The sequence below is a fragment of the Chitinophaga sp. YR627 genome (genome assembly GCF_900114995.1).
Taxonomy (GTDB): Bacteria; Bacteroidota; Bacteroidia; order Chitinophagales; family Chitinophagaceae; genus Chitinophaga.
Map to the genome: position 1 here is coordinate 32,472 of NZ_FOUX01000003.1, position 14,184 is coordinate 46,655.

Here is a 14,184-nt window from a genome sequence, read left to right on the forward strand (position 1 = left end):
TACATCTAACTCTCAGCCCCGATCAGAAACAGGAAAAATCCCCTCTCTTCTCCGGGGCTTTTTCACATCAAACAAAAAAGGCCATCAGCAATGCCGATGACCTTTCAATATGTTTAAATAATCATTTATCCCTTCGCCGCTTCTGCTACTGCCTCGAGTATAATATCACAAGCCTGCCTGATCTCCTCTTCACTGATAATCAATGGAGGCGCAATACGCAGACATTCCGGGGCAAACAGGAACCAGTCTGTCAGCAGGCCCTTTTCTATACACAGATCAATCACCTTCTTATTCATAGCAAAGCTCTCAAATTCAACGGCCATCATCAATCCAAGGGAGCGGATATCCTTTATTGCATGATGCTTCAGATACTGATGGAACAGCTGTCCTTTCGCTTTTACGCTTTCTATAAGATTCTCTTCAAGTAATACCTTAAATCCAGCCATACCTGCTGCACAGATCACCGGGTGCCCGCCAAAGGTGGTCATATGTCCAAGCACTGGCTTATGGGTAAAACTCCACATGATCTCCCTGTCGGCAATGAATGCGCCCATCGGCATACCACCACCCAGGGCTTTTCCCAGCAGGAGTATATCCGGTACTACGCCCGTCTGTTCGAATGCCCACAGACTACCATTTCTTCCCAGTCCGCACTGTATTTCGTCCAGCACCATCAGGGTGCCCGTAGCAGTACATTTCTCCCGGATGGCCTGTAACCATTCTTTCTGCGGTACTCTTACACCGGCTTCCGCCTGTACGGTTTCCAGGATAATACAGGCTGTACGTTCGGTAATCTGGTCCAGCGCCTCCCAGGTATTATATTGAAGATGCTGTATATCAGGCAATAAGGGACGATAGGCATTTCTCCAGGTCTCATCACCCATGATACTCATAGCCCCCTGTGTGGAACCATGGTAGCTTCTTTCAAAAGCCAGGATCTCTGTCCTGCCGGTATAACGTTTGGCCAGTTTCATAGCGCCTTCTACAGCTTCCGCTCCGGAATTGGTGAAATAGACGCTATTGAGTGATGCCGGCAGGTGTTGTGTCAGCAGGGTGGCAAAGCCTACCTGTGGGGTCTGGATCAGTTCTCCGTACACCAGCAGATGCATATATTGCTCCGCCTGTTCCTTAATGGCATTGACCACAGCAGGGTGGGAGTGTCCTACGTTACACACACTGATGCCCGCAATCAGATCCATGATCTTTTTGCCATCTGCATCCCACATATACATGCCGGAGGCCTTTGTTATCTCAAGAGCCATAGGGGCATCAGATAGCTGAGCCACATGGCGTAAAAATAGTTGTCTGTTATTCATGCTGGCACAAAAATACGCTATACGATTTTATTTACTTTTGCGTTAAAATTAACTATATGCCTGTCATCTTACCGGTTAAAGGAATACTGCCTACAATGGGAAACGACTGTTTTATTGCGCCAAATGCGACGATCGTAGGCGATGTCGTAATGGGCGATCAATGCAGCGTCTGGTTCAATGCAGTGATCCGCGGAGATGTGAACAGCATTCGGATGGGCAATAAAGTAAATGTGCAGGATGGCGCTGTGATACATTGCACCTATGAAAAAACGAAAGCAATTATCGGCAATAATGTCTCTATAGGACATAACGCGCTCGTGCATGGCTGCACTGTTGAAGATAATGTATTGATAGGCATGGGCTCTATTGTGATGGATAATGCGCACATTGGCAGTAATAGCATCATTGCAGCAGGAGCAGTGGTACTGGAAGGTACCAAAGTAGAGCCGGGATCCATTTATGCCGGCGTACCTGCCAAAAAAGTGAAAGATATCAGCCAATCCCTGATCAGTGGTGAAATAGACCGCATTGCCAACAACTATCTCATGTACTCCGGCTGGTTCAAAGAGGATGCCGGCAGTAAGTGACATATTTTAATTATCTTGCATTTATTAACACCTTACCCTATGAAAAAGCTATTATTCCTGATGGCGGTATGCGGCATTTTTGCCATTGGCTGCAAAACTGAGCGTACCGGTTGCCCCAACAACAACTACTATTCTGCCAAAAACGGAAAACAGAACAGGTCATCTATCAAACAGATGAACGGAAGAGTATTCTGATAAATAAGCTACCCTATGAAAAGATTAGTACTCTTTGTACTGGTGATGTCCCTCATCGGACTATCCGCCTGTCGTACCCGTAAGACAGGTTGCCCTACGCCCCGCAAGAACTGGGGTGCGGAAAAACTGCTGGACGAAATGAGCGCTCCGAAGAAAAAGAAACGTCGTTGACAGCAGCAAGCATCTGTTCAGATAACTAAAATATATAATTTGACATGGGCAGGTATTTCCCCCGGAAGCCTGTTGGAGAAGGACTAATACCGGTCAGCAGAGTCCTGCGGATCAGTATTGGTCTTCCTGTATGGTTTCCAGGATACTGGCATAGCTGACATAACGCTCAACATCGATTTCTCCCTCATTTACAGCTGCTTTTACGGCACATCCCGGCTCGTTGATATGGAGACAGTTATTGAACTGACACTCCTGCAGATAAGGCTGCATTTCCAGGAAATAATGCGACAATTCCGGTTTTGTGATATCCACAATACCAAACTCACGCACCCCCGGTGTGTCAATCAGTTTACCACCATCCGGCAGATCATACATTTCTGCATAGGTAGTCGTGTGCAGCCCTTTTCCGCTCCATCCGCTCACTGCTTTTGTACGCAGTTCCAGTCCCGGCAGCAAACGGTTGATCAGAGAAGATTTACCTACACCGGAATGCCCTGCCATCAGGGTCGTTTTATCTTTCATCTCCGCTTTCAGGAGATCGATACCGTCAGTCGTTTCTGCAGATACCAGTAGGACTTTATAACCGATATCTTCATATAAAACCTGTAGTTCGGCGAACTTGTCCAGGTCTTTTTCTTTATAAATATCCCTTTTATTAAAGACCAGGATCACTGGAATATGATAGGCTGCCGCTGTTACCAGGAACCTGTCCATAAAGCCGTTGGACGTACGTGGCTCCTTTACCGTACAGATCAGCATCGCCTGATCCATATTGGCCGCCACAATATGTTTCTGGTTCTTCTTATGCGGAGAGCTCCGCACGATGTAATTATGTCGCTTACTGATCTCCGTGATCATTGCATTATTTGCAGTAGCATCTCCATCTTCCCGCACGATCTCTACCACATCCCCTACGGCAATAGGGTTGGTGGAGGTAATATCTTCATCGATTTTTAATACCCCTTTGATACGTGCCTGGAACACTTCTCCTTCGGCTGTTTTTGCTGTATACCAGCTACCGGTCGATCTGTAAATAGTTGCCTGCAATGCTTCTCGTAATTATTTAAGGTATAAAGGTAGGTCGTTTTTCAATTAAGAATTAGGAATTAAGAATTAAGAATTATTGGCCAATTTTCTTGTCTCTCGCTTCCTGCCGGTTTAAACATCTAGATTGGGTATCATAAATAGAAAAGGGTGCCTAAGTTTCTAACTAGACACCCTTTTCTATTTATAATACTAAAATATTATTAATTATTCCACCTATCTCCGCTGCATTCAATTCTTAATACTTAATTTTTAATTCTTAATTTCTCTTTACGGCAGACTTCTGAAAACCGTATATCTCAATACCACTTCCAGCAGCATACACGCCAGCGCCAGCATGGCCAGTAGGAAGAAATGCTCCGCAAAGCGTTTATAAGAGGTGATTTCTACCTTCGTTTTCTCCAGTTTGTCGATCTCTCCATAAATGTTTTCCAGTTCCTTGTTGCTGGTCGCTCTGAAATATTTACCTCCTGTTTCAACAGAGATCTTTTTCATTAAAGGTTCGTCCAGCTGTACATCCTGCATCTGCATCTGAATAGAGCCATCCGGCATTGTCATCGGGAATGGTGCTTTACCAATAGTACCCACACCGATCGTATAGACACGGATCTTAAATGCCTTTGCGATCTCCAGCGCGGTAAGCGGGTCTACCAGACCGGTATTGTTCACACCATCCGTCAGGAGGATGATCACTTTACTTTTTGCCTTGCTGGTTCGTAAACGTTCTACAGATGTAGCCAGTCCCATACCGATCGCTGTACCATCCTGCAACATACCACTTTTCACCTGTGCGATCTGATTTTTCAGCACGCCGTGATCAGTTGTAATAGGGCATTGTGTAAAGCTCTCGCCGGAGAAGATCACGAGACCAATACGGTCACTGATACGGCTGTCTACAAAGTTCATAGCCACCCTTTTGGCTGCTTCCAGCCTATCAGGTTGTAAGTCCTGCGCCAGCATACTACCCGAAATATCTATCGCCAGTACGATATCGATACCTTCACTGTCGATACTTTCAGAGGTATTACTTGTCTGCGGTCTGGCAAGGGCCACCACCAGTGCGGTGAAAGCCACTAAGCGCAATACCAGCAATAAGGGGCGCAATCTCACCTTCCAGGATACCGGCAAGCCTTTCAATCCCTGCAGGGAAGACATTTCCATAGCAACCTGTCTGCGTTGCTGCCGGGCAATATACCAGTAAATCATTACCGGTATCAGCACCAGCAATCCGAAGAAGGCGGGATGGGCGAATTCAATATTTTTCCAGATCGAAAAATCCATTTACTGATAATAATTTCTCTTTTCAAGGAGCAACCTACTTCGCAGGCTGCTTTATTTCTTCTTTCCCGTTTTCTGCGGTTGCGGCTTTCTCTACTGCCGGTTTCGTCCACTCAACAATCTCCTGCGCCTGTTGCATGGCACTTTCATGCTCTTCCGGAGAAGGCATCAGTTTTGCAAACTTCGCAAGGTCAGCTACACTTAACAGGCTACGTAGCTTGTCGCGCTGCTGGTTCAGAATAGTAACAGGTTTGATATGCTGTAACAGTTCTTCTGTGGTTTGCTCCAATGCAGGAATGTTAAACTGTTGCTCAAAATAAGCGCGCAAAATATCTGTAAGACGGGTATAATATTGTTTGATATCTCCCTGCTGCCATACCTTTTCCGCTTTCAGCTGCTGCAACTGCCGCAATGCGATCTCGTAAGGCGGAACAATCGGAGCGGCTACTACAGGCGCCGTTTTCTTAGGCCGGTTACGGAAGTATACAAATAAGCCGATACCAATCAGTGCTGCGGATATGCCAATGGCAAAATATAACCAGTAATCCCAGAAACTCCAGGCTACAGTGCGCAGACCTTTGATAGGTTTGAAGGCTTTTGTTGTATCAACGCTCACGGTATTGACATCAATAAACAGCGGACCTGTAAAAGCGGAATCCGTGATGTTACCATTATTGACAATGTCAAAACGCAACGCCGGAATATCCCATCTGCCTGAATCAAAACTGGTCAGTACGATGGTTTGTCCCAGCAGTTTTGTGCTGCCCTGTGCGGTAGTATCCAGCGGGGAGCGGCGTACTACTTCAAAATGTCCGAAGGAATCCGGTATCTGCGGAAACACGATATCCATGCCCTGTGGAGGCATAGTTGCCGAAAGACGCAGCTGAACCTGTTCTCCCAAACGGATGCTCTCTGTATCGACTGTTGCCTTTACTTCACCCTGCTGTGCGTAGGAAGCAAATGGCGCCAGGATAAATCCAAGCAGAAAAAATAAAATAAGACGTTTAACTATAATCAGTTTAGCCATGTTAATACTTGCTCAGCTTTAGACTATCACCTGTTTACGAAAAAGTTCTGCAGGGCTTTTACATAATCTTCATCGGTACGGATACTGATTAGATCTGCGCCGCTCTTCTTGAATGAATTGCGGCAATATTGCACGTGCTGATTGAACTGATGGGTGTAATACTGCTGTACCTGTTTATCGGAGGAATCCACCCACTGACGCTCGCCTGTTTCCAGGTCATTCATCTGGATCAATCCTACGGAAGGTAATTCTTTATCACGCTGGTCATATACGTGTATACCAACCATGTCATGTCTCTTTGATGCAATGTTCAGCGCATCCTGGTAACTGCCGGTCAGGAAGTCACTCATCAGGAATACGATGCTTCTTTTCTTGGTCGCATTATTAAAGAAGCGTAATGTTTCCTTAATATTCGTGCCCTTACGTTTTGGTTCGAAAGAGATCAGTTCACGGATGATAAACAGGATATGCGATTTTCCTTTTTTAGGCGGGATATATTTTTCAACACCGTCGCTAAAAAAGATCACACCTACCTTATCGTTGTTGTTGATAGCAGAAAACGCCAGTACGGCACACAATTCAGTGATCATGTTCCGCTTGTTCTGTTTGGAGGTTCCGAAGACGGAGCTTTCACTCACATCTACCATCAGCATCAGGGTCAGTTCACGTTCTTCTTCAAATACCTTTACGAACGGGTGATTGAAACGCGCAGTCACATTCCAGTCGATAGACCGGATATCATCTCCGAACTGGTATTCCCTTACCTCACTGAACGACATACCACGGCCTTTGAAAGCACTATGGTATTCACCTGAGAAGATGTGATTGGAAAGGCCTCTGGTCTTTATTTCCAGCCTCCTTACCCTTTTTAATATTTCCGCAGTATCCACCGGTAATGATTAAAATGAATAATGATTACTACTCCCGACTTTAACTATAAAGACTAAGGTACTTCTACCGCATTCAGAATTTCACTGAGGATGTTTTCGCTTGTTACATTCTCTGCTTCTGCTTCATAAGTAAGACCAACACGGTGACGCATTACATCAAAGCAGATGCTGCGTACGTCTTCAGGAATTACATATCCTCTGCGTTTGGTGAATGCATATGCTTTAGCTGCCAGTGCCAGGTTGATGCTGGCCCTTGGGGAACCACCATAAGAGATCAGCGGTTTCAGCTTTTGCAGTTTATAGTCTTCCGGATTACGGGTAGCGAAAACGATATCGATGATATAGCGTTCTATTTTCTCATCCATGTATACTTCACGCACCAGCTTACGCGCCGCCAGGATGTCTGATGGCTGTACCACTGGATTGATCTGTACGGAAGCCTGCGGATTCAGGTTCTGACGGATGATATGACGTTCTTCTTCTTTTGTTGGATAGCCGATAGTCACTTTCAGCATGAAACGGTCTACCTGTGCTTCCGGCAGCGTATAGGTACCTTCCTGTTCTATCGGGTTCTGGGTAGCCAGTACCAGGAACGGATCATCCAGTTTGAAAGTAGTATCACCGATGGTGATCTGTCTTTCCTGCATTGCTTCCAGCAGCGCACTCTGCACCTTTGCCGGGGCACGGTTGATCTCATCCGCCAGGATAAAGTTGGCGAAGATAGGACCACGACGTACCACGAACTCGTTCTTCTGCTGGTTAAATAACATAGTACCTATCACGTCAGCCGGCAGGAGATCCGGTGTGAACTGAATACGGCTGAATTTCGCATTGATTGCAGAGGACAAAGATTTGATGGACAGTGTTTTTGCCAGACCCGGAACACCTTCCAGCAATACGTGACCACCTGCCAGCAAGCCGATAAGCAACCTATCTACCATGTAACGCTGACCAACGATCACCTTACTCAGCTCCAGGTTCAGCAGGTCCACAAATGCACTGGCCTGATGGATCTTTTCGTTCAATTGACGGATATCATACGATGTATTCTCCATGCTTATATATGATTTACAAGTTTGCTAAAGTAAACATTCCGTAGGTAAAAGCCCGCGCCACGCGCAGTTTTTGCCCGTTAAAATGCTGTTAATAATAACATTATAAATGACAAATTACGAATTACGTCTATGATTATCAGGATCCTCAGGTTTTTCCAGGTGTGCCTATATCAGAAAATGGTCATTCATAAGTCTCACCAACTCATGCGACCAAATTAATAAAGCCTGAGCATATTTATATCATCTTTTTTTATAACGTACATTTGCAATCGTAACTTCTCCATACGGAGCTCATAATTAAATATTTAGAAAGATGCAGGAAGATTTCGCGCAGCAATGGAAACGGGTGGAGGATATGCTTACAGAACGTTTCGGTAAGAAACCAAATATGGAGGCGATCCTCTTTTTAATAGGTGTCCAGGAGCTGAATCACATAAAAAAGAAATTCACCAAGGAGCAGAAACAGGACCTCATGCATGTGGCCACCTGTACACTGTTGAGCCAGAGTGGCTACTTTGAGGTAGAGGGCCGCGACAAGGATGGCTGGCCTCATTTCAGGGAAGTGCAACCCGTTCCTAAAATGAGTATGTTCGAACAGGAAAGATTTTTACAGGAGCATATCATTGCATACTTTGACGATCTTGAGGGGCGCTAGGCAGCGCCCCTTTTTTCACCGGTCTGTATGATACGGCCCGGCATTTGGGAACATAATCACAACATAAAACGTTTTTATGAGCGAAAGGACTTTGTGCCATCCGGACAAGATAACTTTTGCATTGACCGGCAGCCAGTTACCGGCCGGTTCCTGAAAAAATCCATAAAATACCCGCATGAAAAAACATTTACTACTACTATTCTTGTTATTCTCTTTTGGCACCACCATGGCAAAAAACCGGAAAGTAAAAGTTATTACACCCTATGGCACCATGATCATCAAACTATATGATCAGACCCCATTGCACAGAGACAACTTCATCAAACTGGTAAAGGCCCATTTTTATGATAGTACCCTTTTTCACCGGGTCATCAATACATTCATGATACAAGGTGGAGACCCTGAATCCAAACATGCACAGCCAGGTGCACAGCTGGGTAACGGAGATGTGGGTTATACTGTTCCGGCTGAGTTCCAGCTGGACCTCTTTCATGCGAAAGGCGCGCTGGCAGCCGCGCGTGATGATAATCCGGCAAAAGCAAGTTCCGGTTGTCAGTTCTACATTGTACAGGGCAAGAAATGGACGGATGAACAACTTGATAATCTCGAAAAGAACCGCCTTGGCGGCCGAAAGATACCTGTCGATCAAAGGGAATACTATAAACAATATGGCGGCACACCGCAACTGGACCAGAGCTACACTGTTTTCGGACAGGTAGTGAAAGGACTGGATGTGATCGATAAGATCGCCACACTCAAAACGGACGCGAATAATCGTCCGGCAACAGATGTTCCTATGAAGATAAAGCTGATACATAAGTTCCTTTTCTTCTAGGGTAAATATTCAATCGGAATTTCATTAATTTTACCGCTTAAAATCAAACTTGCCATGAATTTTCCATCAGAGCTGCGTTACACTAGAGACCATGAATGGGTATTACTGGAAGGTAATACAGCAACTATCGGTATTACTGAATTCGCTCAGCGCGAATTAGGCGATATCGTATTTGTAGACATTCCAACCGTAGGTAAATCACTCGAAGCCGAAGAAGTTTTCGGTACTGTAGAAGCTGTGAAAACCGTTTCTGACCTGTTCCTCCCGGTTGCAGGCACCATCAATGAAGTCAATGAAGAACTGGAAGGTTCTCCTGAACTGGTGAATACCGATCCATACACTGATGGCTGGATGGTAAAAATGACCGTTAAGAACCCGGCTGACGTTGCAGGCCTGCTTACTGCAGATGCTTATGCGAAGCTGGTTGCTGAATAATTCATTCGCACTCCACACGATATTTTAATAAAAGGTTAAAAAGGGTATAACCCTGCAAAGTTTAAGGTTATAAGGTTGGTAACAACTTTATAACCTTATAACTTTACAGACTAAACTTTGTCATAGTGCCAGCAATGAGACTTTTCAGATATTACCTGCCAGCAACTGTCTGGATATTACTGGTACTATATCTGTGTACACTTCCGGGAGACGATCTGCCGTCCAATCCATTCTTTGAGAAGATTCATCTGGACAAGATCGTACATATTGGATTATTTGGAGGAACCGTATTCTTCCTGTGTCTTGGCGTATATCTGCAAAAGCGGATCATATCAAAATTCACACTGACGATCATCGCGATCTCAGCTGCGTTCTATGGCCTGGCAATTGAATACATCCAGAAATATTTTGCTGTTCACCGCAGCTTTGATATGAGCGATGTCGCTGCTGACATAGTAGGCGCTATCGCAGGTATCATTGCATTTAACCTGGTCAGAAAATGGTGGCTTAAGTAGGCCTCTGCTGCGGTTCCGGCTGTACGATAATGAAGTGTATAGGCGGATAAGCTGACATAATTTCCTTTCTGATCCGTATAATGGCCTCATTAATATCTTCCGTTCCCAGATCGTCTCTGAAAGTAACCATCAGTAATAACATCACATCCTCCGGCGACTGATAGGTTGAGAAGATATGCTGCACCTTTACAATTGCCGGATCACTTTCCACCAGCCCCTTTATATGCTGCTGTGTAGCAGGTGCAATACCTTCTCCCATCAGCAGACTACGACTTTCCCTTGCCAGCAGTACTGATACAATACTGAGAATGATCCCCACGATCAATGAAGCGACTCCATCCAGGTACGGATTGTTGTAATGATGCCCCAGATATACCATCAGCGCTACAACTGAAAGGCCGATCACGGCAGCACCATCTTCAAATAACACGATAAAACTTGCCGGATCTTTACTACGGTGGATCGCCGTCCACCAGGACAAATCCCCCCTTACCTTATCAAATGCCCTGATAGCAACAATCAGGGAAGTACCTTCAAATACAAATGAGAACGCCAGTACAATATAATTCCAGGTAGGATCTTCAAGGGGAGGAGGGTGCTGAATATGGATCACACCCTGATAGAAGGAAATACAACCTCCTATACCAAAGATGAGTATAGACACGATAAACGACCAGAAATAGATCTCCTTGCCATAGCCAAAAGGCCGTCTTTCATCCGGAGAACGCCTGCTTCGCCTGATCCCGAACAGCAATAACAACTGATTGGTGGTATCTACCAGGGAATGTACCCCTTCTGATATCATAGCGGAACTACTGGTTGCTGCACCGGAGATAAACTTGATGACAGCAATCAGCAGATTAGCTGCCAGCGCGGTAAAGATGGTTTTATTATTTGCGGCCATATACACCGGTACCGGCGGGAAAATCGTGCCAATAGCCACAAAAAAAAGTGCCCCCGTAATAATGGAGGCACCAGTTGTATCAGTTGATCAGTGGAATATTAATTATTTTCCTGATTCTTTCTGCGCGTCAGATTTCATCTTCTCATTCGCGAAGATGGAGAATTCAACACGACGGTTCTTTGCTTTGTTAGCATCAGAGTTGTTTGGAACAACCGGCTGTCTTGCACCATACCAGTAAGTCTGTACGCGGCTTGCAGCAACACCCTGAGATTTCAGGTAAGTAGCAACAGCATTTGCACGTCTTTCAGAAAGACCCATATTATATGCATCTGTACCTGTAGTATCAGTGTGACCTTCCACACGTACATAAGTATCAGGATATTTGTTCAGAATAGTAGCCAGGTCTTTAATGTTCTGCTGTGCCTGTCCGGTCAGGTCTGATTTATCGAAACCAAACAGTACACCTGAAGCAAAGGTTACATTGATACCTTCACCTACACGCTCAACAGTTGCATTCGGAACTTCAGTTTTGATTTCCTGTGCCTGTTTATCCATTTTCTTACCGATCAGCACACCGGCACCACCACCTACAGCAGCACCAATGATCGCACCTAATGCAGTATTACCAGCAGCTTTACCGATAATTGCACCAGTCGCAGCACCACCAGCTACACCGATAGCAGCGCCTTTTTGGGTGTTATCCATTTGTTTCACTGTGTTACAAGCGAATAACATGATAGCAGACAGGAAAATAGCTACAATAGGATTTATCCTTTTCATCTTAATTAGTTTAAACGTTCTTTTAATTTGCTTTTAATAGTCAAGCGAAATACCTTAGACAAATATGCTGCCAGATTTTGAAACAGGCAGCATACCAGTGAACTAGATATTACGAGCGGCGCAAATGTAAGACATATATTTATTATGAAATAAGATATATATCTGCTTCGCCACTACTTATTAACTGCCCATCTTCATCTTCTCCGCGTTCTCTGCAAACTGTAATGCCTGTACCATTTCCTGGATATCTCCGTTCATAAATGCATCCAGATTGTACATAGTCATACCTATACGGTGATCAGTTACACGACCCTGTGGATAGTTGTAGGTTCTGATCTTGGCAGAACGGTCACCGGTAGATACAAGGCTCTTACGTTGTGAAGCGATCGCCTCTTCATGCTTACGCACTGCCGCCTCATAGATACGGCTGCGCAGCATCTTCATCGCGATATCCCTGTTGGAGTGCTGGCTACGACCTTCCTGACATTCTACCACCACACCGGATGGAATATGCGTCAGACGTACGGCAGACTCAGTCTTGTTTACGTGCTGACCACCCGCACCAGATGAACGGAAGGTATCCATTTTGATATCTGCGTCTCTGATCTCAACGTCTACTTCCTCCGCTTCAGGCAGGATCGCTACTGTAGCAGCGGACGTATGTACACGTCCCTGGGTTTCAGTCGCCGGTACACGCTGCACACGGTGTACGCCTGATTCAAACTTCAGGGTACCATATACATCATCGCCGGTTACTTCTACCACGACCTCTTTATATCCACCAGCAGCGCCGGGCGTCTCATTCATAATGGACGTACTCCAGCCTTTGGTTTCACAGTAACGCAGGTACATACGCAGCAGGTCGCCGGCAAAGAGACTCGCCTCGTCGCCACCGGTACCACCACGGATCTCCAGCATCGCATTTTTCTCATCCTGCGGATCTTTCGGGATCAACAGGTTACGGATATCAGCCTCCTGCTCGTCTTTCAACAGCTGCAGCGCTTCTGTTTCCTCCTTGGCAAGCTCCCTCATTTCCTCATCTCCGCTCTCAAGGACTTCTTTATTAAAGGCGATATTGTCCAGCGTCTTCATATAGGCATCGTATACCTTTACGATCTTTTCCAGCTGACGGTATTCCTTACTCAGCTTGCTGAACTGCTTATTGTCACTAACAATTTCAGGATTCGTTAATGCCAGCGATACCTGCTCAAAACGGCCTTTTATCGCATAAAGTTTATCTATCATAATTATCTTTGTTGGAGAGGGGATGGGTGACCTTCCGGTTGCCATTTCCTCTGACTGGCCGCAAAATTAATATAATTACTACATGTCTGAACAGCTGAAATTTAAGGGAACGGCATTATTTAACGGGCGGCAGTTATTGCCCGGGAGTATGGTACTGGTATTGACAGACGGTGGAATCGTACAAGACATAGTACACGAGAGCGAAGCAGGGGAGGGCGTCAGGGAACTCAACGGCATTCTGAGCCCGGGTTTTGTGAATACCCACTGCCACCTGGAATTATCCCATATGGGGGGAATCATCCCGGAAGGAACCGGTTTACCGGCCTTTCTGACCAGCGTAATGGAGAAAAGAGGGCAGCAGGATACCTCCGCCCAGGCATCGGCCATGGAAAAGGCAGCTGCCGCCATGTGGGAAAGCGGCGTCTCTGCCGTTGGCGATATCTGTAATGGCACTGCCTCGCTGGAACTGAAGAAAGACAGCCCTGTATATTATCATTCCTTTATAGAAAGTATGGGGTTTGTACCCGGTTTTGCGCAGCAACGCTATGACTATAGCCTGGGGATACTGGAGCAGTTTAAGGCCATCAATGGTCCAAAGCATTCCTGTTCCATCGTCCCGCATGCCCCTTATTCTGTGAGCGAGACACTGTTTTCCCTGCTTTCGGCTACGCCGGATAATACGCCTGTCAGCATTCATAATCAGGAATGTGAGGCAGAAAACACCCTGTATCAGGATAAGTCGGGGGCTTTCCTGGACTTCTATCAGCACTTTAATATGGATGCTTCCGCATTCAGGGCCAGTGGCACCAATAGTTTACCGGCATGGCTGCCCTGGTTTAAACACCTGCCGGTCATCCTGGTACATAATACCTATACCACTGAAAAAGACATCGCTTTTACCAGGGAACAGGCCCCCAATGCCTACTGGTGTCTCTGTCCGCAGGCAAATCTATATATAGAAAAACGGATGCCTGACGTCCCTCTCCTGCGTAGTCAGGGTTGTACGATCACTCTTGGTACTGATAGTCTGGCGTCCAATCACCAGCTATCCATCTGGCAGGAAATCCAAACCATCCGTAAGTATTACTCAAACATTGCGCTGGAGGAAATATTACAGTGGGCCACCCTGAACGGAGCAATGGCACTGGGCATTGCCGGGAAATATGGCAGCTTTGAGAAAGGCCGGCAGCCGGGCGTGATACTAATAGATGAACAGGAAAGTCGCAGGATTCTATAATTTCGCGGCATTAGA

The 14,184-nt window shown here is 45.8% G+C and carries 17 protein-coding genes; 8 read left to right on the forward strand and 9 right to left on the reverse strand.

What is annotated here, in order from left to right; translation table 11 throughout:
- Window positions 1–125 precede the first annotated feature (125 nt).
- Window positions 126–1,262 (reverse strand): aspartate aminotransferase family protein, encoded by a 1,137-nt coding sequence (locus BMZ72_RS15560; protein ID WP_255373208.1) that lies wholly within the window; start codon window positions 1,260–1,262, stop codon window positions 126–128.
- Between the two features lie 110 nt (window positions 1,263–1,372).
- Between BMZ72_RS15560 and BMZ72_RS15565 the strand changes: the two genes are divergently transcribed.
- Genes BMZ72_RS15565 through BMZ72_RS36585 form a run of 3 tightly spaced genes read left to right on the forward strand, consistent with a single transcriptional unit; the run spans window position 1,373 to window position 2,269 of the window.
- Window positions 1,373–1,903, forward strand: a complete 531-nt coding sequence (locus tag BMZ72_RS15565; RefSeq protein ID WP_089809908.1) for a gamma carbonic anhydrase family protein — start codon at window positions 1,373–1,375, stop codon at window positions 1,901–1,903.
- A 39-nt stretch (window positions 1,904–1,942) separates the two neighbouring features.
- Complete coding sequence (locus BMZ72_RS36580; protein ID WP_177222805.1) at window positions 1,943–2,098, forward strand: hypothetical protein; 156 nt, start codon at window positions 1,943–1,945, stop codon at window positions 2,096–2,098.
- Window positions 2,099–2,113: 15 nt separating this feature from the next.
- Complete coding sequence (locus BMZ72_RS36585) at window positions 2,114–2,269, forward strand: hypothetical protein (RefSeq protein ID WP_177222806.1); 156 nt, start codon at window positions 2,114–2,116, stop codon at window positions 2,267–2,269.
- Between the two features lie 111 nt (window positions 2,270–2,380).
- Here the strand turns inward: BMZ72_RS36585 and rsgA are convergent, their stop codons facing one another.
- The 5 genes from rsgA to BMZ72_RS15590 all read right to left on the reverse strand — a co-directional run bounded on the left by rsgA (window position 2,381) and on the right by BMZ72_RS15590 (window position 7,563).
- Window positions 2,381–3,316, reverse strand: coding sequence for a ribosome small subunit-dependent GTPase A (gene rsgA / locus BMZ72_RS15570; protein WP_089809910.1), 936 nt, complete (start codon window positions 3,314–3,316; stop codon window positions 2,381–2,383).
- Between the two features lie 267 nt (window positions 3,317–3,583).
- Window positions 3,584–4,594, reverse strand: a complete 1,011-nt coding sequence (locus BMZ72_RS15575; RefSeq protein WP_089809912.1) for a vWA domain-containing protein — start codon at window positions 4,592–4,594, stop codon at window positions 3,584–3,586.
- 34 nt (window positions 4,595–4,628) lie between these two features.
- Window positions 4,629–5,618, reverse strand: a complete 990-nt coding sequence (locus tag BMZ72_RS15580; RefSeq protein ID WP_089809914.1) for a hypothetical protein — start codon at window positions 5,616–5,618, stop codon at window positions 4,629–4,631.
- Window positions 5,619–5,644: 26 nt separating this feature from the next.
- A complete protein-coding gene (locus BMZ72_RS15585) occupies window positions 5,645–6,508 on the reverse strand; it encodes a DUF58 domain-containing protein (protein ID WP_089809916.1) in 864 nt (287 codons plus the stop codon).
- Window positions 6,509–6,561: 53 nt separating this feature from the next.
- Complete coding sequence (locus BMZ72_RS15590) at window positions 6,562–7,563, reverse strand: AAA family ATPase (RefSeq protein WP_089809918.1); 1,002 nt, start codon at window positions 7,561–7,563, stop codon at window positions 6,562–6,564.
- Window positions 7,564–7,876: 313 nt separating this feature from the next.
- Here BMZ72_RS15590 and BMZ72_RS15595 point away from each other — a divergent pair, with 313 nt between their 5' ends.
- The 4 genes from BMZ72_RS15595 (at window position 7,877) to BMZ72_RS15610 (ending at window position 10,003) form a co-directional block, all read left to right on the forward strand.
- Entirely contained in the window at window positions 7,877–8,218 is a 342-nt protein-coding gene (locus tag BMZ72_RS15595; protein ID WP_089809920.1) for a hypothetical protein, read from the forward strand.
- A 175-nt stretch (window positions 8,219–8,393) separates the two neighbouring features.
- Window positions 8,394–9,053 (forward strand): peptidylprolyl isomerase, encoded by a 660-nt coding sequence (locus BMZ72_RS15600; protein WP_089809922.1) that lies wholly within the window; start codon window positions 8,394–8,396, stop codon window positions 9,051–9,053.
- Between the two features lie 54 nt (window positions 9,054–9,107).
- The gene (gcvH, locus tag BMZ72_RS15605) at window positions 9,108–9,488 is read left to right on the forward strand and encodes a glycine cleavage system protein GcvH (RefSeq protein ID WP_089809924.1); all 381 of its coding nucleotides are present in this window, start codon (window positions 9,108–9,110) and stop codon (window positions 9,486–9,488) included.
- Between the two features lie 134 nt (window positions 9,489–9,622).
- A complete protein-coding gene (locus BMZ72_RS15610) occupies window positions 9,623–10,003 on the forward strand; it encodes a VanZ family protein (protein ID WP_089809926.1) in 381 nt (126 codons plus the stop codon).
- On the opposite strand, the gene BMZ72_RS15615 is transcribed toward BMZ72_RS15610, so the two are convergent.
- The 3 genes from BMZ72_RS15615 to prfA all read right to left on the reverse strand — a co-directional run bounded on the left by BMZ72_RS15615 (window position 9,996) and on the right by prfA (window position 12,932).
- On the reverse strand, window positions 9,996–10,907 hold the full coding sequence (locus BMZ72_RS15615) for a cation diffusion facilitator family transporter (protein WP_177222807.1): 912 nt from the start codon (window positions 10,905–10,907) through the stop codon (window positions 9,996–9,998). The genes BMZ72_RS15610 and BMZ72_RS15615 overlap by 8 nt on opposite strands.
- Window positions 10,908–11,009: 102 nt before the next feature.
- Window positions 11,010–11,687 (reverse strand): YiaD family glycine zipper/OmpA-like lipoprotein, encoded by a 678-nt coding sequence (locus tag BMZ72_RS15620; RefSeq protein ID WP_089809928.1) that lies wholly within the window; start codon window positions 11,685–11,687, stop codon window positions 11,010–11,012.
- Between the two features lie 180 nt (window positions 11,688–11,867).
- Window positions 11,868–12,932: a peptide chain release factor 1 gene (gene prfA / locus BMZ72_RS15625; protein WP_012788114.1), complete on the reverse strand. Its 1,065-nt coding sequence runs from the start codon at window positions 12,930–12,932 to the stop codon at window positions 11,868–11,870.
- Between the two features lie 82 nt (window positions 12,933–13,014).
- Between prfA and BMZ72_RS15630 the strand changes: the two genes are divergently transcribed.
- On the forward strand, window positions 13,015–14,169 hold the full coding sequence (locus BMZ72_RS15630) for an amidohydrolase family protein (protein WP_089809930.1): 1,155 nt from the start codon (window positions 13,015–13,017) through the stop codon (window positions 14,167–14,169).
- Window positions 14,170–14,184: the final 15 nt, after the last annotated feature.

What these genes read in the sequence shown, in the direction of transcription:
- BMZ72_RS15615 (WP_177222807.1), bottom strand. Translation starts at nt 10,907, where the DNA reads ATGGCCGCAAATAATAAAACCATCTTTACCGCGCTGGCAGCTAATCTG.
- BMZ72_RS15590 (WP_089809918.1), bottom strand. Translation starts at nt 7,563, where the DNA reads ATGGAGAATACATCGTATGATATCCGTCAATTGAACGAAAAGATCCAT.
- BMZ72_RS15610 (WP_089809926.1), top strand. Translation starts at nt 9,623, where the DNA reads ATGAGACTTTTCAGATATTACCTGCCAGCAACTGTCTGGATATTACTG.
- gcvH (WP_089809924.1), top strand. Translation starts at nt 9,108, where the DNA reads ATGAATTTTCCATCAGAGCTGCGTTACACTAGAGACCATGAATGGGTA.
- BMZ72_RS15565 (WP_089809908.1), top strand. Translation starts at nt 1,373, where the DNA reads ATGCCTGTCATCTTACCGGTTAAAGGAATACTGCCTACAATGGGAAAC.
- BMZ72_RS15620 (WP_089809928.1), bottom strand. Translation starts at nt 11,687, where the DNA reads ATGAAAAGGATAAATCCTATTGTAGCTATTTTCCTGTCTGCTATCATG.
- BMZ72_RS36585 (WP_177222806.1), top strand. Translation starts at nt 2,114, where the DNA reads ATGAAAAGATTAGTACTCTTTGTACTGGTGATGTCCCTCATCGGACTA.
- BMZ72_RS15600 (WP_089809922.1), top strand. Translation starts at nt 8,394, where the DNA reads ATGAAAAAACATTTACTACTACTATTCTTGTTATTCTCTTTTGGCACC.
- BMZ72_RS15580 (WP_089809914.1), bottom strand. Translation starts at nt 5,618, where the DNA reads ATGGCTAAACTGATTATAGTTAAACGTCTTATTTTATTTTTTCTGCTT.
- prfA (WP_012788114.1), bottom strand. Translation starts at nt 12,932, where the DNA reads ATGATAGATAAACTTTATGCGATAAAAGGCCGTTTTGAGCAGGTATCG.
- BMZ72_RS36580 (WP_177222805.1), top strand. Translation starts at nt 1,943, where the DNA reads ATGAAAAAGCTATTATTCCTGATGGCGGTATGCGGCATTTTTGCCATT.
- BMZ72_RS15560 (WP_255373208.1), bottom strand. Translation starts at nt 1,262, where the DNA reads ATGGCTCTTGAGATAACAAAGGCCTCCGGCATGTATATGTGGGATGCA.
- BMZ72_RS15575 (WP_089809912.1), bottom strand. Translation starts at nt 4,594, where the DNA reads ATGGATTTTTCGATCTGGAAAAATATTGAATTCGCCCATCCCGCCTTC.
- BMZ72_RS15595 (WP_089809920.1), top strand. Translation starts at nt 7,877, where the DNA reads ATGCAGGAAGATTTCGCGCAGCAATGGAAACGGGTGGAGGATATGCTT.
- BMZ72_RS15630 (WP_089809930.1), top strand. Translation starts at nt 13,015, where the DNA reads ATGTCTGAACAGCTGAAATTTAAGGGAACGGCATTATTTAACGGGCGG.